Raw genomic sequence first — 21,228 nt, 5'->3', positions numbered from 1 at the left:
GTGGCCTTTCTTCTGTCCGGACTCCGGGCCCGAAGGGCTTCATGAGGGTTGGTGCCGGGCCCCCTTCTCACGAGGAAACGCCCCAGGTCGGGCCAGGGGCTCGCGGAGGCGGGCGGTTCGCATCGAGAACCTTGGACGCGCTAGTGTCGGGGAGCTTGGGGGAACGCATGCGCATTCCGTCACCGCAGGCCGCGAGAGGGTTGTCATGAGCACACCTTCCGACAGCGCGAAGCCGCTCCCGGAGAGTTCGCTGCACGAGCCCATCCTGGGCAGTCGCGCGGGGCAACTCACGGGGCTGGATGCCACGGGCGCACCGCTGGTCGACTATCCCGGCAACGCCTCGGGCCCGATGGTGGCGAGGTTGGCCGTGGTGTTGGATGCGAAGGGCTTGCATGAGGCGGTCGCCCGTCACCAGAAGGTGGTGCTCCTCTTCGAGAACGGAGACCCTCGGCTGCCGTTCGTCATGGGCCTCATCCAGGAGCCCAGTGCGACGCCCCTGGTGGACGCGCTGCTGAACACGCCGGCTCCGGTTCGACCTCCCACGGAGGCCCACGTCGACGGCAAGCGAGTGGTCATCGAGGGCCAGGACGAAATCGTCCTCAAATGTGGCGAGGCGAGCATCACGTTGCGCCGCAACGGCAAGGTCATCGTGAAGGGAACGACTCTGGAATCGCGGGCGACAGGAACCCACCGCATCAAAGGCGGCTCCGTGGAGATCAACTGAGTCCTGGATATCGGTCCGGTATCCACTTCGTTCTTGATGAGTCTATGGGCGAAGCCAGGCATCCTCTTTCATCGGCCGGCAGGATGCCTCTCGGGCCAGCCTCGGAATCAAGTCCAACCGCTCGGGCGCGGCGAGCCTGCGGGACTGCGCGAGCCGCACGAGGGCGAGTCCATTGAGATAGACTTTCCCCTCTGTCGCGTCGATCTCATGGTCGAAGTCGAGTTGCTTCCGATAGTGCTGGATGTTTGCCTTTCTTGTTTCGAGCACCGCGTCGAGACTCGCGCAGAACGCATCTTCGTTCATATCGAGCAGGGCTTCGCAGACAGTGAGATAGGCAGTGGGCTCGCCCTTCACCAAGCGGGTCCAACGGTCGAGGATGTCCTGGAGTGCGGTCGTGTCCCCGGGCGTACCCAGCAGTCGTTGCTGGAAGTGGAAGAAGAGGAAGTCTTCCTCGTACTCAACGCCTTGCGCGAACGTCTTGGGTGAATGCGAGGCGATGAGGCGCGCGGTGTCGAGGTCTCCCGCAGCCAGCGCGGCGACAAAGCCCGTATCCTTGCTGATGGCCAGCAAGGGCCCTGGAGTGGGGACCTCCGCGGCGGCCCGCCTCAGGAGATTCAGTCGGGCCAGTCCTGACTTGCACAAGAGTGTGGCGAACTGCTCCCCGTTCAGGTCCTGCAACAGGGCACAGATTCCCAGGATGCGATAGGAGAAGGTGATGGTGGCGAGGTCTTGGTCGACGGCGTCGCCTTCCTCCACCGACTGAAGGGCCCGCTGAAGCTGGTAGCCGTAGTTCTCCTGCGCCAGTTCCAGGGGATCATGTCTCATTGGATATCGACCTTCGTGCCCAGGGGGTAGAAGACCGTTCCCTGCATCCCTTGCGCTTCCATCAGGGCCTTGAGGTCCTCTCGCACCAGGATGACTCGAGGCATCATGGAGAGCCGGAAGAGATTGACCTTCGGGTCCAGCTCCGCATCCTTCAAGTAGAGGCGCCGCAGGCGGTCGAACTGGGGTTCTCCGCTCGGACTGGTGACTCTCGCGCCCATGCTCCGCTCCATGTCCCCCCAGGGGCGCGTGCCAACGACATTGGCGATGTAGCAGTCGTCACTGGCGGGACGTCCCTTGTGGGTGAGCAGCGAGAAGCGCAGGAACTCGATGGGCTCGGTTGCATGCGAGGCCAGCAGTTCCTTCATTCGCGCGGACACCAACAGATAGCCGAGGGTGTTGGGAATGGCGTCCGGGATCTTGCTTCCCGGGACCTCGGGAGCCATCTGGAGGCTGAGCCCTTGCGGGTACTCCGTGCCCAAGGGCTTGCCCACAGTGGGCTTGTAGAAGTTGGACAAGGCGCTCGGGTACTTCCAGACCTGGCAGTACTCGGGTTTCGCGGAGTCGGCGCTGAGTATGAAGTAGCTGGTCACTGTCGTTCGAGTGTGAGGGTTTACAATGTCAGGGTCGCAGGCAGCTTGTTGATGTGGGCCTTCCGGCTCGCTTGAGCTTCAGCCCGCCCCCACTTCACCAGCAGCCAGTACAGTTCCTGTTGCATCCGTTCAAGCTGCCGCTTGGTGTCGCCGGAGATTCTACCTTTGGTGTCTGGGCAGTCCTCATCCTTGATTTGATTGAACTTTGCCCGGAACTTGTTGAGTTCTGTGACGCAGCGGACGGCGTAGGCCGTCTCCTTTCCATGACGCCCCGCGTGTCTGGGGAGCCCTAGCACGTGAGCTACGTCCCAGGTGCAAGGCAGAATGATCATGTTGAGGCGTGAGTTGATGTTGTATTTGACCTGCGTCTGGAGAATCTCCCGCTCTTCGGGTTTCTCAAGAACCTCGAAGACGGTCTCTTCCGGCAGGATGTGATGGTGTTCGTGTTTGAAGGGCCGAAGTTCGTTCTCGTAGTTCTGCCCTTTGTCGAACTTCCAGGCGTCCTTGTCGTCCATGGGATTGACGGGCTTGTGGGAGTCCTTCGTCCCGCTCGCGGGTGTCGGGCCGCGGGCGGTCTTCATGACAAAGGTCTTGCCCATCAATCGCTGCGCTGCGGTCAGCCGCTCCTTGGCGCCGGTGCGCCAGGAACCCTTGAGGCCATCCGTGGGGTCCAGTTCATAGAGGGAGCGCTTGCTGCGAACGCTCTTGGACTCTTCCACGCTGTTGTATTTGTAGGCGCAGGCCGGGTACGTCGGGCTCTTCGCGTGCCCCGTCACGTGTTTATAGAGACACCCCGTGGAAGCGTCGCTCTCGGGGTGTTTGTCCTTGTCGGGAAGCTCGGTCCAGTGCCGTTTGGATGTCATGGTCGTGCCTCAGGCTACGGGGACGGGAGAGTGGATGAGCAGTGAGCCGCGGCCACCTTCATCGCCGCAGACCCAGAGGAGGGCGCTTGATTCTGGGAGGTAGCCTCGCTCGAATCCGCGCACCGCCATGCAGATTCCGAGTGGGCCAGAGGCCGCGCCTGTTTCTCCGAAAGAGGAGGCGGGGTACCACGTGGGTGAATCCCCGAGGTATCCGTGCCCGCGCAGCGTGACGAGCGCGTGGCCCCAGTCGGTCGCGCGATAGCTGTCCCCATTCAAGGCCGCGATGACCCGGAGCGCCTGGTCCCGTGGCTCGCCGAGCGAGGCCAGGGTCCGCCGGATGCAGCGCACGAGTGCTCCGCCCAGTGCTGGTTTGCGCGACAGCCGATGGAATGGCTCCGCGTCAACGTGGGGCGCGTCCATCGTCGCCAGAATCCGGGCTCCGCGCCTGACTGCTGTGTCCCCGCGCTCCACGAGAATGAAGGCTGAGGCTTCCCCTGGAAGGAGTCCTACGGGATTCCCAGGTGATTTCAGCAGGCGCAGTTGGTCGAGCGCGTCGACGAGCCCGGGCTCCATGAGGCTGTCAACGCCGCCGATGATGCAGGAGTCGATCGTGCCTGCCTCGAGTTGCCGATGCGCGTCTTGCAGCGCGAGCATGAAGCCAGTCTCGCCCAATGCGAGAGGTTGCACCTTCGGAGTGGTGTGGAGCCTCGCGCTCCGGAGAACGGCGGGGATCAGTCGCTGGTGGTAGCCGGCGAGGCGTTCCTCATGGTTCGCGGGCGGGACCGCTTCCCGCTCAGCCAGCTGTTGAAGGTAGTAGCCGTTCGGAGCGCAGAGATGGAACGCGCATCGTGGCCCGAGGAGCTCCCGGTCGGTCCGCGAAAGCAAGTCCAACAATGCCTCGGTGGCCAGCACCGCGAGGCGGGCATGACCCGAGAACCCCTCGGTGAGCCAGGGGATGCCAATGCCTCGCGCGGGTTCGAGGTGTCGGCTTTCTGGGTCCCATACCTGCACATCCTTGAGCTCACTGATGCGGGACAGGCCCGCGCGGCTGGCAGCGCAGCTGGCGATGACATCGTCGCCAAGCGCGGAGACCATGCCCAACCCCGTGATGGCCAGCCGCCCCGCGGGTGGGCGTGTGCTCTGTCGTGGGCGGTCCGAACCTCGTTGCGCCAGGGGGATCACCCGCTGAGGTCGAGCGGTGGCGACCAGTTGCTGGAAGGGCTGATTGGGACTCACCCGTCCCAGGACGTCCTGGCTTGTCTGCAGCTGGGTCCGCTGTCTCGCAGTGAAGCTTCGTGACGGGAGGAGGAGCTGGCCGCGGCTGCGCAGCTCCAACTCCTGAAGCAAGACGTGGCGCCGCCGCATGGGCACTTGCTCAAGACATTCCAGCAGCCACTTCCCACTCAAGGGAGCGCCCAGCAGGTAACGTACCCCGCGCTCGAAGCGGCCTCGGTGCTCCTGCCACCACGTGCGGACCGCGTCAGACGCGGCGAGAGGGAGTTTGTCTGCGGAAGTGGGTTCCACCGCATCGCCAGAGTCGTCCTCCTCTTCGGGCGCGGAGGGCTCCGGCGGTGTGCGCGCGTAGCGGCCCGTGAGTCGCAGGCCAGTGATGGCACAGAACGCTTCCGCTGCGAGCCGTCCAAGGGCTGCGTCGTCGAGCAACTGCAAGCAGTGCTCCGCCGCCTCGACACGCCCGCTGAATCCCAGGGCCCAGACGACCTCGTCGCGGTTGCTGGCCGATGTCGCCGCTTCCAGCAGCCACTCCATATCGGCGCCGCTGCCCCCGAGTCCGAGCAGGAGCAAGGCTGTCCCGTCTGGTGCGGGACCCGCGGCCAGTTTTCTGCACAAGGGCCAGGCCGAGCTCAGGCCCATGGCCAGTGCGGTCTGGAGTGCTTCGGCACGGACGGTGGGGCTCGGTGACTCCAGCGCCTTGAAAACCGAACGCTCGGAGACTCGTGCCTGGGTAACGCGAGCGACCTTCAATGCTGCCGCGACCACCTCGAGGGATGCGTGCGAGAGCAGTGGCTCAAGAGGGAGTCCTGGCTCCTCGCCCCAGGCAGCCATGACCTCCAATGCGGCGGCTTGCACGCCGGCTTCCGGCGCGGCGAGCATGGGTGAGAGGGATTTCAAGACGCGCGGCGAGGCGCACAGCTCCAGGGCGCGTCGCAGCGAAGGGAGTGTTGCACTCTCGGCTTGCGCGAGCGCTTCGAGGACTGCGGTCTCCGCCTTCTCGTCTCCGGATGAGAGCAAGGCCAGTGCTGCCGCGGTGACGACCTCCGAGTCCTCCGCCGCGAGTCCTGGAACCAGCAGCTTCTGGTGGACGCGGGGGCCACCCAGCACCAGCGCGTCGACGTGCGCCAGCATGCGCGCCTCGGGACCCTCGGCCAACTCCGTCAGGGTGTAGTCCGGGGAGTCCAGCCCACGCTCCCAGACGGTCCACAGGAAGGAGGCCTCGTTGAGGTGATCCTCCAGAAGCTCCTGTTGTGCTTTGGAGGATGCGGGTCTCATGGTGCATTCAGCTGCCGCGGTGCGCGCCGCACTCAGTCATCAAAGTCATTGCTGCACGCCACACACTTGGGCTTGCCCGCGCTCTTGCCGATCGCGACGACAGGCGGTTGAATCAAGGGCGCGGGCGGCGTGTTCTTGTCGTTGTGGAGCATGAGGTCCATCGCGCGAGCGACGTTCTTGCCCTCGAACTTGACGTCGAACGAGAAGTTCGCGAACTCGGCCTTGCCTTTGGTCTTTCCTGAGGCGACGCCACCAGCGGAGCCAGCCTCATCACCGGTGCTGGTGCTGAAGTTCGAGTCCTTCACGCAGACGGGATTGCCCTCCACGCTGACGTTCTTGGCGCCCTTGTCGGTGTCGGACGACTTGGCGACATTGGGATAAGGGATGGGCACGGGGCCCCCGGGGGTCGGTGTCTTGCAAACATCTGGGAATGCGACCGTCACCCCGTTCGAGTCCTTGGTCACCACGGACATTTTGTTGACACCGACCGTGTTCGCCATGAGACCAAGTGTAGCCGTTGGCCTTCGAAGGGGGCAAATCCGACCTTGTTCCACTCCTGAGGTCTGCGCCCTGTCCTTGGCTCAGTGAGTCGCCCTGCAGCGGATCATCCCAGGGGTGGTGTCGCCGGTGACTTCAAGCCACCGATGAGGCATTGATTGTCTGGGTTTCAGGGCGAGTGACATCCCTTGAGATGGCGATACTCCCAGCCAGGGGTTGGCCATGGCGCTGGATGCGCTTGCCCACCTGCCCCGCGGGGTGGGGTGGGCGAGGAAACGGCCCGTCGTTCGGGCCCGCGTGAAGTCTCGGTGACTCGGGGGGACCGAGGGGGCCGGCGCTTCGCTGGGCTTGGGTGCTTCTGTCCTGGCATCGCCCTGGGGCACTGCCCACCGTTGGCCCGTGAGCGGGCCACCCGTGGGCCCCAGCGACGAGAGGAAGGCACCGTGAGCGAGGAGACGATTCCCGAGAGCGAGTATCACAAGCTCAGCCCCTTCGAGCTGAAGGACGAACTCATCCAACTGGCCGACGAGTCCGTCCGCACACGCGCCGCCGTGATGCTCAACGCCGGGCGCGGCAATCCCAACTGGGTGGCCCTCACGCCGCGCGAGGCGTTCTTCCTGCTGGGCGAGTTCGCCCTCACCGAGAGCCGACGCGTCTGGAATGAGCCCGACGTCGGACTCGGCGGCATGCCGAAGTCTCCCCAGATTGCTCAACGCTTTCGCCAGTTCCTCGCCGGCCGCGAGGACAACGCGGCCGTGCGCCTGCTGCGCGACGCGCTCGACTACGCCACCTCCACCCTCAAGTTCGACCCCGACGCGTTCATCTGGGAACTCACCGACGCGGCCATCGGTGACAACTACCCCGTGCCGGACCGGATGCTCGTCCATACCGAGCGCATCGTGCAGCAATACCTCGCTCAAGAGATGTGCGACGGCTCGCCACCGCCGGGCCGCTTCGACCTCTTCGCCACCGAGGGCGGCACCGCCGCGATGACGTACATCTTCTCGTCCCTCGTGGCCAACGGCGTCCTCCGAAAGGGAGACACCATCGCGCTGGGCGCGCCCATCTTCACGCCCTACCTGGAGATTCCTCGCCTCGACGAGTTCGCCTTCCGCACCGTCGATGTCTTCCAGAGCGAGACCACCTCTCACGGCGAGCACACCTGGCAGTACCCGGACTCGGAGCTGCGCAAGCTCGAGGACCCGCGCGTGAAGGCTTTCTTCGTGGTCAATCCGTCCAACCCCGGCGCGGTGGCCATGCGGCAGAAGTCCATCGACCAACTCGTGCGGCTCGTGCGCACCAAGCGCCCCGACCTCATCATCCTCACGGATGACGTGTACGGCACGTTCGTCAAAGGCTTCCGCTCGCTCGCGGCGGACCTGCCGCACAACACGCTCCTCGTCTATTCCTACTCCAAGCACTTCGGCTGCACGGGGTGGCGGCTGGGCGTGGTCGCGCTCCACGAGGACAACGTCATCGACGCCGCCATCGCGCGGCTGCCCCAGGCCGAGCGGGCGCGATTGACCGCGCGCTATGGCTCCATCGCGTTGGAGCCCGCGAACCTCAAGTTCATCGACCGGATGGTGGCGGACAGCCGCGCCGTGGCGCTCAACCACACCGCGGGCCTCTCCCTGCCGCAGCAGCTCCAGATGGCGCTGTTCTCCCTCTTCACCCTGCTGGACAAGGAGGACGCCTACAAGAAGCGCTGCCAGCGCATCTGCCAGGACCGCTTGCAGGCCCTCTTCCAGGGCATGGGCATCCCCCTGCGCGACGACCCGCTGCGCACGGCCTACTACCAGACGCTCGACCTGGAGGCGTGGTGCCGGGAGCACATCGGGGAGGACTTTGTCGACTTCGTGGAAGCACACCACGACCCGCTGGACATCGTGTTCACCCTGGCGCGGCGCTATGGCACGGTGCTGCTCAATGGCAGCGGCTTTGACGGCCCGCCGTGGTCGGCGCGCGTCTCCCTGGCGAACCTGGACGATGACGCCTACCCGCGCATCGGAAAGGACCTCAAGGAGGTCGTGCTGCTGGCCATCAAGGAATGGAGGGAGTCCGGGGGGGCTCCTCCGCGCACGATTCACTGAGTCCGGGAGGCTCGACCATGAGACGTCTTGGCAGTGTCTTGAGGAGCTGGCTCGTCATCTGGGGGCTCGCGGTTCCCGTGCTCGCGGTGGCGCAAGGGCAGGGACAGGCACCCCCGCAGGAGAAGACTCCCGCCGCGGCCCCGAACGCGAAGGACGCGAAGCCCGAGAAGCCGCTGGCCAAGGTGCGCATCGTCGCCACGGGAGGCACCATCGCGGGCTCCCAGGGCAACGCGCAGCAGTACGGCTACAAGTCCGGGGCCTTCAAGGTGGAGGACCTCATCAAGAGCGTGCCCAACGTGGACAAGCTGGCGTCGCTGAGTGGCGAGCAGGTCGTCAACATCGGCAGCCAGGACATGAATGACGCTGTCTGGTTGAAGCTGGCCGCGCGAGTCAACGCGCTGCTCGCCTCGCCCGACGTGGACGGCGTGGTGGTGACGCACGGCACGGACACCATGGAGGAGACCGCGTACTTCCTCGACCTGGTGGTCAAGAGTGACAAGCCCGTGGTGCTCGTCGGGTCGATGCGCCCGGCCACGGCCATCAGCGCGGACGGCCCCGGCAACCTCTACAACGCGGTGGCGGTGGCCGCGGATCCGAACGCGCGGGGGCGCGGCGTGCTGGTGGCCATCAACGACGAAATCCACGCCGCGCGGAACGTCACGAAGATGAACACCACCAACGTGGAGACGTTCCAGAGCCCGAACCGAGGCGCCGTGGGCGTGGTGCACACGGGGGACATCAACTGGTTCGAGCGCATGGACAAGAAGCACACCACGCAGTCGGAGTTCGACGTGGCCAAGCTGGAGAAGCTGCCCCGCGTGGACATCCTCTACGCGCACGCGAACATGAGCCCGGACCTCATCGAGGCGGCGGTGAAGAATGGCGCCAAGGGGCTCGTCATCGCGGGCGTGGGTGACGGGAACATGACCCAACAGGCCATCGATACGCTGGCGAAGATGGCGAAGAAAGGGATTGTCGTGGTGCGCAGCAGCCGGGTTCCCACGGGGCTCGTGCTGCGCAACAACGAAATCAACGACGACTCGATGGGCTTCGTGGCCTCGGGGGAGTTCAACCCGCCCAAGGCTCGCGTGCTGCTCCAGCTCGCGCTCACCCAGACGACCGACCCCCACAAGGTCCAGGCCGCCTTCGACAGCTATTGAGCGCGCGGGACTCGCAAAAGAAAACCGCCTGCCTCGAAACGGGTTTCCGAGGCAGGCGGACTTCGTCACGTCATGAGTTCAGACTGCCAGACGCGGAGTTACTCCGTCGCCGGCAGGCCGCAGTGGCCCGGCGCCGGGGTGCTGTACCAGGCGCAGATGTTCTTCGGACAGAACTGCTGCGTGGTGTAGCTGCGGCACCACGACTCGGGAGCACCCTGAGCAGAGACGTCCTTGCTCGGCTGCTCCTCGTTGCCCGCGCCACAGGCGCTCACCAGACCGACCAGACCCACGAGAGCCAACAATCGCATTGCCTACCTCCGGTTGGGGGATGTGAAGCCTAACTCACCTACGGTGCTATCCGCGGCCTTTCAGCTTCCACCACAACAGGTGGACGAAGGACGCGGGGCTCTGCTCGACGCGCATCAGGGCTTCGTCCTCGCGGCCTCGGCGGGGAGCGGGCAGTGGCGGCCCACGGGTGGGGGAGGGCAGTGGCTCGGCGCCGTGCAGCCCTCGGGCCTGTCGCTCCATCACTTCGGCGAACGAGCGGCGAACTCCGTTGCGTTGCGTCACGGGCGCGGCGCTGTTCACGCGCTCGGTGGCGCGCACGCGGAGGACGGCATCGGCGCCCTCCGCTCGGGAGATGCCGGAGACCCGGTCGACGGGTCCCCGCGTTCGACGTCCGTGGCTCATGCGGACCTCCAGCCCGCGAGAGCGTAACGCCCTCGCGGCCCTCAGGCCACCGAGCCTCGGCGCGGTGCTACCCGACCTTCTTCTCGGTGGCGCGGGTGATGCGGTCGAAGTCGAAGTTGGGCGAGGGGTCGTGCTTCTTGCTCGTGATGTCCTTGTGACCCACGACGTTGCCCACGGGGACTTCGTAGCGCTTGGCCAGATATGGGACGAGCTGCTCCAGGGCCTTGTACTGGGCCTCGGTGTAGGCGTCCTTGCCGTCGCCCTCGTTGACGATCTCAATGCCAATCGAGCGGTTGTTCACGTCGCCGGGCTTGCCCGGCAGCGAGCCCTCTCCGGCGTGCCAGGCGCGCTTCTGGTCGCCGACGAGCTGGTAGATGGTGCCGTCCTTGCCAATCACATAGTGGGCGCTGACGGGACCGCCGCGGTGCTCCTTGTACCAGAGCTTCGCCTTGCCCCAGGGCGAGCTGGCCTTGCCGGTGAGCGTCTCCAGGCTGCTCTTGTCGGATCCATCCGCCGTGTGGTGCAGCACGATGGAGTCGATGTCCTGGCCCGCGGGCCGGTCGTTGAAGTTCTTCGAGGGGCGCACGACCATCGGCGGCGTGGGATTGGTGGGATCCGTCGACGGCGGCGTCAGCGGCTGGAGCGGCGCCGGAGGCGGAGGCGGCGTCGGCGAAGGGCCTGGGCTCGGAGACGGCGTGGGCTGAGGCTTCTTCGAGGGCTCGAAGGTGTCCGTGGGCTTCGGCGTCGGCCCAGGAGTGGGCGTGGGTGCTGCCTTCGCCGTGGGCTGCGACGACGAGGTGAGCCCGAGCGGGCGCAGAACGGTGTTCCGAATGATTCGGGAGAAGGGTCCGACCATGGGGAGAGGTCCGGGGGACTGCGTGGGGAGATGAAGGTTTATCGGCCCGTGTGCGGGCAAGTTGTGTCGAATTCTGCGAATGCGTTGCGGAGGCCGCCTCGTGACGCGTCAAGCCGACGCTTCACGCGTGAGCGCTTCGCAGCAGGCGAGGACCTGCGCGAAGGGCCACTCCTCCAAGGCCCCAAAGAGCGCGTGGCCTCCCAGCTTCGCGCGAGTCATCGCGGGGCTGCTCAGGCCACACAGGAAGCGCGTGGCCTGTCGCGGGTGGCCCAGGGCGTCGGGGTGTCGCGCGATGAGCGCGCGCAAGGTGGGGGTGTCGAGCTGCTCACGAGGCGCGGCGCGCGCGCGCGGCGCGGGCAGGGACTGGGCCGCGCCCGTGCGACAGAAGGTGCAGTGTCCGCAAGGGCGGGCGCGCTGCTCGCCGAAGTGGGCCACGAGCGCGTTCGTCTGACAGCCCGCGTGCGTCACCAGTCGCAGCACCTCCTGGACGCGTGAGAGCTCCTGGGTCTCGCGTTGCTCGAACCGCCGCTGGAGCATCGCGACGAGCGCCTCGCCGTCTTCGTGGGGACGCAGGCGCGAGTAGCGCTGGCGGGGCTCGGAGACCTGCGTCTCCGCGAGCCCCTGCTCCTGGAAGTAGTCGAGCGCCTTCATCACGCGCTCGCGCGGCTGGCCCAGGGCCTGAGAGACGGCCTGCATGTCGAAGGTGAACCAGGTGCGGCCCTTCTTCGCGTGGGAGAACAGGTCGCGCACGAAGCGCGCGCGCTCGCCCTGGAAGCGCCCGAACAGCTCCTCCAAGGCCACGAGGGGCCGCACCTTGTAGCCCGCGTAGTAGGGCGTGCCCTGTCGCAGCACGCCCGCCAGCTCCAGATACGTGAGCGCGGTGCGCAGCACCAAGGGGCGCAGGTCGTGGCGCAGGCCCAGGGCATACAGGTCCACGTGGGGCTCGGGGCCCGCGTCGAGCAACTCGGTGACGAGTCCCCGAAGCGCGCGAGGAATGGGCGTGTCTCCGAGCGCGAAGTTCTCCAAGGTGGGCACGTCGTCCGGGCACGCGAGCAGCTCCACGATGGATGGCTGTCCGTCTCGTCCCGCGCGGCCCACTTCCTGGCTGTAGCTCTCCAGGCCCTTGGGCAGGTTGTAGTGGTACACGAAGCGGACATCCGCCTTGTCGATGCCCATGCCGAACGCGATGGTCGCCACGACGATGCCGGACGCCGAGGCCGTCCAGGCTTCTTGCACCTGCGCGCGAGCCTCGGGCTCCATGCCCGCGTGGTAGGCGCTCGCGGGGAAGCCCTTCGCGGAGAGCAGTGTGGCCACGCGCTCGGCCGTCTGCTGAAGCGTCACGTAGATGATGGTGGGTCCTGGTGCGCGCGCCCGCAGTCGCTCGAGCAGCAGCGCGTCTCGCAGCTCGGCGGAGGTGGGCGTGGTCTCCAGCGCGAGGTTGTCTCGATAGAAGCCGGTGATGACGGCGTTCTCCGCTGGGATGCCGAAGCCCTGGCAGATGTCGCGCACGACGGAGGGCGTGGCCGTGGCGGTGAGCGCCAGGGTGCGCTCGACCTTCAACGCGCGCGCGGCCTGCGCCAGCTTCAGATAGTCCGGACGGAAGTTGTGGCCCCACTCGGAGACGCAGTGGGCCTCGTCCACGGCGAAGAGCGAGATGCGCAGCCCGTGCAGCAGCTCCACGAAGCGCTCGTTGTTGAATCGCTCGGGGGCCACGTAGAGGAGCTTGAGCGAGCCCGCGCGCAGCGCCTCCGTCACCTCGCGCGAGTCCTCCAGGGACAAGGAGGAGTCGAGGCGCGCGGCGCGGATGCCTCGGCGCTCCAGGGCGTCGAGCTGGTCCTTCATCAAGGCGATGAGCGGCGACACCACCACGGTCAGCCCGTCGAGCACTTGCGAGGGGAGCTGATAGCAGAGCGACTTGCCGCCGCCCGTGGGGAACACCGCGAGGGCGGAGCCGTGCGGTGGCAACAGCCGCGAGAGCACCTCGCGTTGGCCAGGGCGGAAGTCGTGCAGCCCGAAGCGCTCGCGCAGCACCGTGCTCAGCGTGTCGTCTTGCATCGTCCATCCTTCGCCGACGTGGCGGCGTTGTCCCACCGAGTCGATGAGGTGCCGCACCTCTTTCCGGAGGCGCACTCCACCGTCAAGCGCTGTTCTTGATGTGGATGCGCGTTCGAGGTCGAGCGGATTCGTTCGGCCCGCAGTGCGCGCGTGTGCGCGCGGCTCGCGGTTCGCCGCGCTGCATCGCGCGTCATGGCGTGTGGCGATGTGGCACGCCGCTTCCTCGAGGTGGGTGCCGCACCGGATTTCTCGCACGGTGGCTTCTTCGGCGGCGACAGCGGACGCGATGGCTCAAGACCTCGGAACAAGACGGGTTGAGCGTGTGGGCTCGCACAAATGTCAGTCCCCCAGGGCACAACGTGCGCGGTTCGTTCAACCCCGTGCTGTTGCTCACCGAGAAGGCTCAGAATGTCCGCGATTTCTTTGCTGTCGGGCGGCGAAGTCCTGGAGCGAGTTCGCCGCTGTGCTGCGTCAGTCACCCGCTATCCCCTGGATATCCTCACCGCGGAGGCTCAGCTCGAGGATGAGCTGGGAATCGACTCGGTGAAGCTCGCCGAGATTGTCGCTGTGGTCTGCCGTGAGTTCGCCATTCCCACGGACTTGCTGCCGCGCAGTGGAAAGGCCCGGACGTTGGGGGCCATGGCGGAGCAGGTCCACGTGTTGCTCAGGGAGGCTCGACCGGCTCAGGTCGTCGCGCCCATCCCCGTGCCGGTTGAGGAGAAGGCTCCCTTGCCTCCCGTCGCGGTCGCGGCGGATCTCGAGCAGCGCGTGCGCGCCGTGTTCGCTCGCGTGACGCGCTATCCCGAAGCGCTGCTGACGCTGGACGCGGACCTGGAGGACGAACTCGGAATCGACTCCGTGAAGCAGGCCGAGGTCCTGGCGGTGCTCGTCAAGGAGCTGGGGCTGTCCCAGGCGCCGAAGCCGTCCCAGCGATTGCGGACGATCGCCGCCATCTGCGAGGCGGCGAGGGTTCAGGGGAAGCCCGCCCCCGTCGCGCCTCCTGTCGAGGCGCCGGCCGCCCCGCGTGTGGCGCCCGTCACGAAGGCGCCTCGCGCGCGTGCCCCCTTCGAGGGAAAGGTCGCCCTCGTCACGGGGTCCGGCAAGGGCATTGGCAAGGTCATCGCCACGCGGCTCGCCAGCGCTGGGGCCACGGTCATCGTCAACTCGTTCCATTCGCGTGAGGAGGGGGAGCGCACCACGCAGGAGATCCTCGCCGCGGGCGGACAGGCGCTGCATCTGTGGGGCTCGGTGGCGCAGGAGGAGCACCTGGAGCGGATGTTCTCCGCCATCGCGGAGCGGTTCGGCGGGCTGGACTTCCTGGTGTGCAATGCGTCCAACGGGCTCATCGGCCCGTTCGATCGGATTACGCCACGCGATTGGGACAAGGCCTTCCGCACCTGCATCACGGGCACCTACGAGTGCGCGATGCGCGCGCGGCCCTTGATGGCGCGTCGGGGGGGCGGCTCCATCGTCACGATGTCCACGTCCATGTCCCAGCGGTACATGCACGACCTGGGCTGCCAGGGCGTGGTGAAGGCGGGGGTCGAATCGCTCACGCGTTATCTGGCGGCGGAGCTGGCGCCCGACGGGATTCGCACCAACTGCGTGTCCGCGGGCCCCGTCCACGGCGAGCTGCTGGAGATGTTCCCGGACGCGGCGGACCGGGTCTCCCGGTGGGAGGCCGCCACGCCAGGCGGCGTGCTCTGCAGCGCGGATGACGTGGCCGACGTGACGGAGCTGCTGCTGGGCTCGAAGACGCAGCGGGTGAACGGCGCCATCTGGGTCGTGGACGCCGGGCTCTCCGGCACCGTCGACGGACTGTTGCCGGGCGCGGACGCCCAGACCTCCAACGGACATGGCCGGCGCGCGCAGCCCACGCTCGACGCCTGAAAGGGGACGGACCACCATGGGCTACTTCGCCGTCCCGTACGACATCCACTTCGATGACACGATGGCCTACGGGAGCCATCACTTCCTCACCAACTTCAAGTTCCAGTGCGCGGGCCGAGAGCACCTGCTCTTCAGCCCCCACTTCTTCGAGGTCCCCGAGTTCCGGCGCGACTTCGACCGGGTGCTCCTGCTCACCTACGAGGGGTACTCGCGCAACCTCGCGCCCGCGAACCTGGGCGACTCGCTCGTGGTGCTGACCACGTTCGAGGAGCTGGGCGAAGTCTCCGTGCGCTTCTGCTTCCGAACGCTGAAGAAGGATGGGACGCCGGTGGCCTGCGGCTACCAGACCGTCCTGTGCGCGGACCGGGACTCGGGTCACCTCCGCTCCTTCCCCGCGTCCTTCCGTCCCTGCTTCGAGTCGCTGCGCGCGATGTTCGAGCCAGAGGCGGAGGACAGCTTCCGCGACCGGGTGCTGCGAGGCGGGGCCTCGACCCATGGTCTCTTCCCGGACTCGCTCCGACAGCTCGCCCGCGAGCTATTGGCGGGCCCCACGCCGCTGGGGAGCGCGCGCATCGTGGAGGAGACGCAGGCCTCGACTCCCACGCGGCCCGCGCATCCCGTCCCCTTGCCCGAGCCTCGACTGGCGCCGGGCGCCTCGGTCTTCCTCTTCGCGGGACAGGGCTCCTTCGACCCCGCGCTCTTCGTGCGGCTCAAGGTGCTCCAGCCCGAGCTGCGCGATGAGCTGGCCTCGGTCGTGGATGTGGCGCGCCTGCATGGACTCGACGCGGCACCGCTGCTCGCGGCCTCGGATGCCGGGGCGGTTCAAGCGGCGCTGGAGCGCGCACCCTTGATGGATCAGCTCGGCATCTTCTTGTCGGGCGTGCTCGGTGCCCGATGGCTGCGCCAGGGCGGCGCGACGCCGGACGTGTTCGTGGGACACAGCTTCGGGGAGATCGCCGCGCTGACGGCGGCGGGGGCCCTGGACATGCGTGGGGGCGCGGAGGTCGTGTGTCTGCGCATCCGCGCGCTGCAAACAGTGAAGGACGACCTGGGCACGCTCGCCGCAGTGGCCCTGGGAAAAGAGGAGACGGAGCGGGCCATCGCGGAATGTGGGGCGCAGCGGCTGGAGCTCGCGGGCTTGAACCACGCGCGGCAGACCGTGGTCTCGGGTGCTCGCGCGGAGCTGGAGCGGCTCCGGGGCCATCTGGAGCAGCGGGGACAGGGGTTCACCTTCGTCACCAGTCGCTATCCGTTCCATCACTCGGGGCTCGCGCCCGCGGCGGAGGTGTTCCGCGCCTCGCTGGCCCGCGTGACGATGAAGTCGCCCCAGGGGCTCGTGTACTCGCCCATCGAGCGACGCGCCTATGTCGGTGAGCCGGGTGAGCTGGCCTCCGCGCTCGCGTCTCACCTCGTGCGTCCGTTCGACTTCTTCGGTGCGGTGGAGACCCTGGCGCGCGCGGGCTGCACGCGCTTCGTGGATTGTGGGACGGATGGCCGGCTGGCGCGCATCGTCCGGCGCATCCTCCCGTTGGACTCCCAGGTCGAGACGAGCACCCTCGTCAGCGCGCTTCCGGAGCCGATGCCCACGGAGGTTCCGCGTCGTGAACCCGTTGCTCCGGTGCGCGACACGCGTGAGACCGGGGCTGATGCTGACGCGGAGATCGCAGTGGTGGCCCTGGGCTGCATGCTCCCGGGTGGGGCCAAGGACCCGGAGGCGTACTGGCAGAACATCCGACGCGGCATCAGCGGCATCGTCGACCCCGGCGTGAATGATCCGTCGCTGGTGACGGACTTCGTGGGGCCCACGGGCACGCCGGACCGCACCTATACGCTCCTCACGGGCGCGGTGCGGGATGGAGACCTGGTGGCTCCTCCCGGGCTGTCGCCTTCTCGCTTCCAGGGCTACGTGCGCGAGCAGAAGCTGCTGGCCATCGCGCTGTCGCAAGCCGTGCGAGGCTTGGGAGAGGTCACCGCGTGGAGCGCGGGGCGCATCCAGTGCCTGTTGGGATCCACGGCCGAAGGATCCGCGGACTACGATGCCGCGCTCAGCATCGAGGCGGGCGAGTCCCTGCTTCGTGCTCAGGGGCTCCACTCGGCGGACGTTGAGGTCGTGGCTCGCGCGGCGCGCTCGGTGCTGGGCGTCACGTCTCACTCCTCCGCGCTGGCGCCGCATCCGACGCTCCAGTCGGTGGTGACGGAGGTGGTGGGCTCGGGCGTCTCCACGGTGCTGCTCGACGCCGCGTGCGCTTCGTCCCTCTATGCCATCGCGCTGGGGATGAAGGCGCTCCAAGCCGGAGACGCGCGGCTCGTCTTGGCGGGAGGCGTCTTCTCTCCGGGCCCTGGCAACAGCTGCCTGTTCTCTCAGTTCAATGGCCTGTCCGCCACGGGGAGTCGTCCCTTCGATGCGCGCGCGGACGGAGTCATCTTCGGAGAAGGCGCGGGCGTGGTGGGGTTGATGCGAGTGTCCGACGCGCTCGCGTTCGGGCTTCGGATCCACGCTGTCATCCGTGGCGCGGGGCTCTCCAGCGATGGGCGGAGCAGCTCCGCGAACGTCCCTCGCTCGGAGGGACAGGTGGCCGCGATGAAGGCTTGCTACGCGGCGGCTCAGGTCGACCCGGCGACCATCCAGTACATCGAGGCGCACGGGACGGCCACGCCCGCGGGAGACGCCACGGAGCTGAAGTCGATGGCGCGCATCTTCGGAGGCCAGGGCAAGAGCGTCCAACTGGCCAGCGTCAAGGCGCTGATTGGCCATGTGGGCTGGGCCGCGGGTGCCGCATCCGTCATCAAGCTGTGCAAGGCGCTGGAGCACCGGTGCTTCCCCAAGCAGTCGAACTTCGACCACGCGGGCGCCGAGCTGCGCGCGCTCGGCTCGGACTTCGAGGTGTCCACACAGGAGCAGCCCTGGCCGGAGAACGGCGTGCATCCGCGCCGTGCCGCGACCAATGGCTTTGGCTTCGGCGGCACCAACGCGCACCTGGTGCTGGAAGAGTATCGAGAAGGAGCGGCGTCGCGCCGGGTCGAGCCTCGGACCACCGAGGGACTCAATCTGGTGGTGGTCGCGGCGGAAGGGCTGTTCCCGGACGCGAAGGGAGTGCCCACCGCGGGAGTGCCAGCGGAAGCGGGGACGCGCTTCGACACGCGAGCCTTCCGCTTGCCATCCACGGTGCGGCTGTTGCCAGACATCTCCGAGGACATGGATTTGACGCAAGGCGTGGCGCTCTCGGTCGCGAGCGCGCTCGTCCAGAAGCTCAACGGCTTCGATGCGCTCAAGGCCGGGACCGCCATCGTGCTCGGGCTGGAGGGAAAGACACGGCGAGGCGTGGAGGCCATCCAGCGGGTCCTCGCCTCTTCCACGCGGCGCGGTCTGCTCGCGCTCGCGGGACGCGCGTCGGAGGGAGCCGCGCTGAAGCCGCTCGCGGAGCGCTTCCATGACACCGTGCTGAACTCCTTGCGTCCCTCCGGGCCGTACACGCTCCAGGGGATGATGCCCAACGTCACGCCCGGACGCGTGGCGGGAGCGCTCGACGTCAAGGGACCCAACTTCGTCGTCGACGCGGCGGGTGCGTCGCTGGCGGCGGCGCTGCGCGCGTCGCGAGGCATCTTGGACAGTGGCTTCGAGATGGTGCTGGTGGGCAGCGCGCACGTACTCCGGCCCGGAGCCCAGGAGAGCGCATCCTCGCCAGCCGAGGGCATGGTGTTGCTCGCGGTCACGACGGAGGCGACTGCCGCGCAGCGCGGACTGACACCGCTCTGCCGCCTGCGGGCGTCCTCCGTGGACTCGACCTCAGCGGCTCCGCACATCGAGCTGCCCGCACACTCCGCGGGGGAAGCCTTGGCGCTGCTGCGCGCCCTGCATGCGGCGGGAGAGGGCCATGCCGCCACACTGCGCTTCCATCCGGAGGCGGCGACGGGTGCGCGGCTGGAGCTTCAACTCCAGCCCATGACACCTGCACGCGCCTCCTCGCCGAGTGCGCAGCCGGAGCCCGTCGTGGCCGAGGCGTCCGAGGGCTTCGACCACTCCGCGCCCATTGGCTATCACGCGCCGGTGCTCGTCGAGCGCCCGGTGCGTACCGCGGGCGCTCCGCGGTTGAAGGGGCGCCGGGTGCTCTTCCTCGCGCGAGACGAGGCCATGGCCCGCGCCATCGCGAACCATGCGGAGTCCCTGTGTGGTCCCGACTACTTCATCCTCCACACGGGTGGAGCGGGTGGCGCTGGTCGGGTGCGAGGCATCGACCTGTCACGAGAGGACGCGGCCGAAGCGGGCCTCGCGGCGCTCGCGTTCGAGCCCCAGGTCATCCTCGCGGTCTGCCGACCGGAGTCCGATGCTCGCGAGGCGGAGGTCGTCGCCGAGACGGCCTTGCGTCATGAGGTGCTGGAGCTGCTCTTCCTCGTCGCGCGGAGGACCTACGAGCGCCTCCGTGCGGGAGAGGTCGAGTTGGCGAGTGTGTGCGTGGGCGGAGTGGGGCCGCGACGGGTCCTTCACCCCGTCACGGGCCTCTTCGCCGGAATGCTCAAGTCCATCGCGCGGGAGGTCCCTGCTCGAAACGTTCGGGCCATCGCGACGTCGGCAGGGACGCTTCAGGAGTCCCTTGCCCAAGCCCTCATCGAGCTTGGCTCGGAGGAGGAGGGAGCGCCTTCGGTGGAGGTCTGCTTCGACGGGCCCCAGCGCTGCGTTCGTCGCCTGCGTCCGACGGAGCGTCCGGCACAGGGTGCGGCCCTGCTCGATGCGAACTCCGTGGTCCTGCTGACGGGAGGGGGCCGAGGTGTGACGGCGGTCCACGCCGCGGCGCTGCTGAAGCGCTACGGATGCAAGGTGGTGCTCCTGGGGCGCAGCGGTCCATCGGATGCCCCTGAGCAGGTCCTGCGAGCCACGGAGGACGCACTGCCCACTGTGGAGCGGGAGTTCTATGCCTCGGAGCTGGCCGCCAACCGCGCGGCGCGGATGCCGGAGTTGCGCGCGCGCTTCGAGCGCTACCTGGCCGTGCGTGAGCTGAGAGCCACCCTCGAGGGGCTCGCGCGGCTCCCGGGGCGGACCGTCTACCGCGTCGCCGACGTGACGAAGCCGGAGGACGTGGCGCGGGTCATGGATGAAATCGCCCGGGAGGAGGGGCGCCTGGACCTCGTGGTGCATGGGGCCGGAACGCAGACCTCCAAGAAGCTGAACCGGCGTCGGCTCTCCGAGCTGCGGACGAACCTGGGCACCAAGCTGCTCGGGCTGCGGAACCTCCGGGACGCGTGCGAGCGGCGGTTCACGAAGCCGGTGTCCTTCCATGTCCTCACGTCCGCCTTCAGCTTCTTTGGCAACGATGGGCAAGCGGACTACGGCGCGGCGAACGAGGCGCTGGATCGCCTGTGCGCCTGGGTCAGCGATGCCAGTCAGCAGGTGCGCTGGTGCAGCGTGGGGTGGCTCGCCTGGGATGGAATCGGCATGACGCGCGGCTCGGAGTACCGCGTGCTGGGCGCCAGCCGTCAGCTCCGAGGCATCCGCGCCGAGGAGGGGGAGGCGCTGTTCCTCCAACTCGTCGAAGGACAGCCGAGCGAGCCCATCAACGTGCAGCTCACCGACAGCGAGCGTGCTTTCTATTCGCTGGAGCTGCTCCCACCCGAAGCTCCGCGAAGTGGGGGGCGTGGGCCCGTGCGGCGTGACGTGGTGGTGGATGCCATGCGGGTCCCGTGTCTGTCGGACCACCTGGTTCGGGGCACGCCCACGTTGCCCGGGACATGGGCACTGGACTTGATGCTGCGTGAAGCACTCGGCGACCAACGGCCGGAGCTGCGCACCGTCACCATCGAGGACGTCCGCTTCTCACGCTTCATCCGAGTGAAGCCCGGAGGCCAGCAGGCCTTGCGCGCGGAGTGCACGACGCTGGAGGACTCGAAGGCGCGGCTCGTCGTCCAGGTGAAGCTCACGGGCGACATCGTCCACGCGACCGGCGTGGTGTTGGAGCGAGACCTCGTCTACGCCGAGGCCCGCTTCACGCTGACGGCCGACGCACCTCGGGGGGAGCCGTGGCTGGACCTCGCGACTCCTTCGGGCGCTGGCATCCCGGCGCACGACCCGCATTGCGCCACCGGTGGGCCCATCGAGCTGCGGAAGATGTTCGATTGCCTGACGGACATCACGCTCGACCGGTCGGCGCGCTTCGCGAAGCTGGGCCTCCCCTCGACACCGGGGCAGGCCGGGGACGCGGTTCCCGCGCTCGTCATGGACGCGGCGCTGCGGCTGAGCGCGATGCATGTCGAGGGGGTGTCGGACGCGGTCTTCGCGCCCACGCATTTCCAGCGAGCCACCTTCGACCGAGGGCTGGTGACAGGCCAGAGCGGGGCGCCTCCGCACCTCTCACTCAAAGCGCTCACGCCTCGATTGGAGGGGGACGTTCTTCGCTGCGGCACGGTCGCGGCCATCGATGACGCGGGACGCCTGCGGATGTTGCTCGAAGGCGGCCTGGCGCGGCCCATGGCCTGAACTTCGTTCT

Annotated in this window: 14 protein-coding genes; 5 read left to right on the top strand and 9 right to left on the bottom strand. The window is 67.7% G+C overall.

Features of this window, described 5'->3' with window-relative positions:
• Positions 1–205 precede the first annotated feature (205 nt).
• The gene (locus JGU66_23145) at positions 206–724 is read left to right on the top strand and encodes a hypothetical protein (protein MBJ6763677.1); all 519 of its coding nucleotides are present in this window, start codon (positions 206–208) and stop codon (positions 722–724) included.
• Positions 725–766: 42 nt separating this feature from the next.
• On the opposite strand, the gene JGU66_23140 is transcribed toward JGU66_23145, so the two are convergent.
• From JGU66_23140 to JGU66_23120, 5 genes are read right to left on the bottom strand one after another with little or no spacing between them, the layout of a single operon-like run.
• The gene (locus tag JGU66_23140) at positions 767–1,549 is read right to left on the bottom strand and encodes an immunity 49 family protein (GenBank protein MBJ6763676.1); all 783 of its coding nucleotides are present in this window, start codon (positions 1,547–1,549) and stop codon (positions 767–769) included.
• Positions 1,546–2,139, bottom strand: coding sequence for a hypothetical protein (locus tag JGU66_23135; GenBank protein ID MBJ6763675.1), 594 nt, complete (start codon positions 2,137–2,139; stop codon positions 1,546–1,548). The genes JGU66_23140 and JGU66_23135 overlap by 4 nt, the downstream gene beginning before the upstream one ends.
• Positions 2,140–2,159: 20 nt before the next feature.
• A complete protein-coding gene (locus JGU66_23130; GenBank protein MBJ6763674.1) occupies positions 2,160–3,002 on the bottom strand; it encodes an AHH domain-containing protein in 843 nt (280 codons plus the stop codon).
• 9 nt (positions 3,003–3,011) lie between these two features.
• On the bottom strand, positions 3,012–5,510 hold the full coding sequence (locus JGU66_23125) for a TIGR02270 family protein (GenBank protein MBJ6763673.1): 2,499 nt from the start codon (positions 5,508–5,510) through the stop codon (positions 3,012–3,014).
• 32 nt (positions 5,511–5,542) lie between these two features.
• Complete coding sequence (locus tag JGU66_23120) at positions 5,543–6,010, bottom strand: DUF4150 domain-containing protein (GenBank protein ID MBJ6763672.1); 468 nt, start codon at positions 6,008–6,010, stop codon at positions 5,543–5,545.
• Between the two features lie 390 nt (positions 6,011–6,400).
• Here JGU66_23120 and JGU66_23115 point away from each other — a divergent pair, with 390 nt between their 5' ends.
• On the top strand, positions 6,401–8,098 hold the full coding sequence (locus tag JGU66_23115) for a bifunctional aspartate transaminase/aspartate 4-decarboxylase (GenBank protein ID MBJ6763671.1): 1,698 nt from the start codon (positions 6,401–6,403) through the stop codon (positions 8,096–8,098).
• 17 nt (positions 8,099–8,115) lie between these two features.
• On the top strand, positions 8,116–9,258 hold the full coding sequence (locus JGU66_23110) for a type II asparaginase (GenBank protein MBJ6763670.1): 1,143 nt from the start codon (positions 8,116–8,118) through the stop codon (positions 9,256–9,258).
• 98 nt (positions 9,259–9,356) lie between these two features.
• Here JGU66_23110 and JGU66_23105 read toward each other — a convergent pair whose 3' ends face one another.
• From JGU66_23105 to JGU66_23090, 4 genes are all read right to left on the bottom strand, one after another.
• The gene (locus JGU66_23105; protein MBJ6763669.1) at positions 9,357–9,566 is read right to left on the bottom strand and encodes a hypothetical protein; all 210 of its coding nucleotides are present in this window, start codon (positions 9,564–9,566) and stop codon (positions 9,357–9,359) included.
• Positions 9,567–9,612: 46 nt separating this feature from the next.
• Positions 9,613–9,948 carry a hypothetical protein gene (locus JGU66_23100; protein MBJ6763668.1) on the bottom strand — a complete coding sequence of 112 codons (336 nt, stop codon included), beginning with the start codon at positions 9,946–9,948 and terminating at the stop codon, positions 9,613–9,615.
• 67 nt (positions 9,949–10,015) lie between these two features.
• A complete protein-coding gene (locus JGU66_23095; GenBank protein ID MBJ6763667.1) occupies positions 10,016–10,804 on the bottom strand; it encodes an N-acetylmuramoyl-L-alanine amidase in 789 nt (262 codons plus the stop codon).
• A gap of 108 nt (positions 10,805–10,912) precedes the next feature.
• The gene (locus tag JGU66_23090; protein MBJ6763666.1) at positions 10,913–12,859 is read right to left on the bottom strand and encodes a RecQ family ATP-dependent DNA helicase; all 1,947 of its coding nucleotides are present in this window, start codon (positions 12,857–12,859) and stop codon (positions 10,913–10,915) included.
• 408 nt (positions 12,860–13,267) lie between these two features.
• On the opposite strand from JGU66_23090, the gene JGU66_23085 reads away from it, so the two are divergent.
• Both JGU66_23085 and JGU66_23080 read left to right on the top strand, forming a co-directional pair.
• A complete protein-coding gene (locus JGU66_23085; protein ID MBJ6763665.1) occupies positions 13,268–14,749 on the top strand; it encodes an SDR family oxidoreductase in 1,482 nt (493 codons plus the stop codon).
• Positions 14,750–14,765: 16 nt separating this feature from the next.
• Positions 14,766–21,218, top strand: coding sequence for an SDR family oxidoreductase (locus tag JGU66_23080; protein ID MBJ6763664.1), 6,453 nt, complete (start codon positions 14,766–14,768; stop codon positions 21,216–21,218).
• Positions 21,219–21,228: the final 10 nt, after the last annotated feature.

The sequence above is a fragment of the Myxococcaceae bacterium JPH2 genome (assembly GCA_016458225.1).
In the GTDB taxonomy this organism is placed as follows: Bacteria; Myxococcota; Myxococcia; order Myxococcales; family Myxococcaceae; genus Citreicoccus.
The sequence above is the reverse complement of the archived record's forward strand: the minus strand, read 5'-3'. Positions and strand labels throughout refer to the sequence as shown.

What these genes read in the sequence shown, in the direction of transcription:
- JGU66_23100 (MBJ6763668.1), bottom strand. Translation starts at nt 9,948, where the DNA reads ATGAGCCACGGACGTCGAACGCGGGGACCCGTCGACCGGGTCTCCGGC.
- JGU66_23145 (MBJ6763677.1), top strand. Translation starts at nt 206, where the DNA reads ATGAGCACACCTTCCGACAGCGCGAAGCCGCTCCCGGAGAGTTCGCTG.
- JGU66_23130 (MBJ6763674.1), bottom strand. Translation starts at nt 3,002, where the DNA reads ATGACATCCAAACGGCACTGGACCGAGCTTCCCGACAAGGACAAACAC.
- JGU66_23095 (MBJ6763667.1), bottom strand. Translation starts at nt 10,804, where the DNA reads ATGGTCGGACCCTTCTCCCGAATCATTCGGAACACCGTTCTGCGCCCG.
- JGU66_23120 (MBJ6763672.1), bottom strand. Translation starts at nt 6,010, where the DNA reads ATGGCGAACACGGTCGGTGTCAACAAAATGTCCGTGGTGACCAAGGAC.
- JGU66_23105 (MBJ6763669.1), bottom strand. Translation starts at nt 9,566, where the DNA reads ATGCGATTGTTGGCTCTCGTGGGTCTGGTCGGTCTGGTGAGCGCCTGT.
- JGU66_23140 (MBJ6763676.1), bottom strand. Translation starts at nt 1,549, where the DNA reads ATGAGACATGATCCCCTGGAACTGGCGCAGGAGAACTACGGCTACCAG.
- JGU66_23090 (MBJ6763666.1), bottom strand. Translation starts at nt 12,859, where the DNA reads ATGCAAGACGACACGCTGAGCACGGTGCTGCGCGAGCGCTTCGGGCTG.
- JGU66_23085 (MBJ6763665.1), top strand. Translation starts at nt 13,268, where the DNA reads ATGTCCGCGATTTCTTTGCTGTCGGGCGGCGAAGTCCTGGAGCGAGTT.
- JGU66_23110 (MBJ6763670.1), top strand. Translation starts at nt 8,116, where the DNA reads ATGAGACGTCTTGGCAGTGTCTTGAGGAGCTGGCTCGTCATCTGGGGG.
- JGU66_23125 (MBJ6763673.1), bottom strand. Translation starts at nt 5,510, where the DNA reads ATGAGACCCGCATCCTCCAAAGCACAACAGGAGCTTCTGGAGGATCAC.
- JGU66_23080 (MBJ6763664.1), top strand. Translation starts at nt 14,766, where the DNA reads ATGGGCTACTTCGCCGTCCCGTACGACATCCACTTCGATGACACGATG.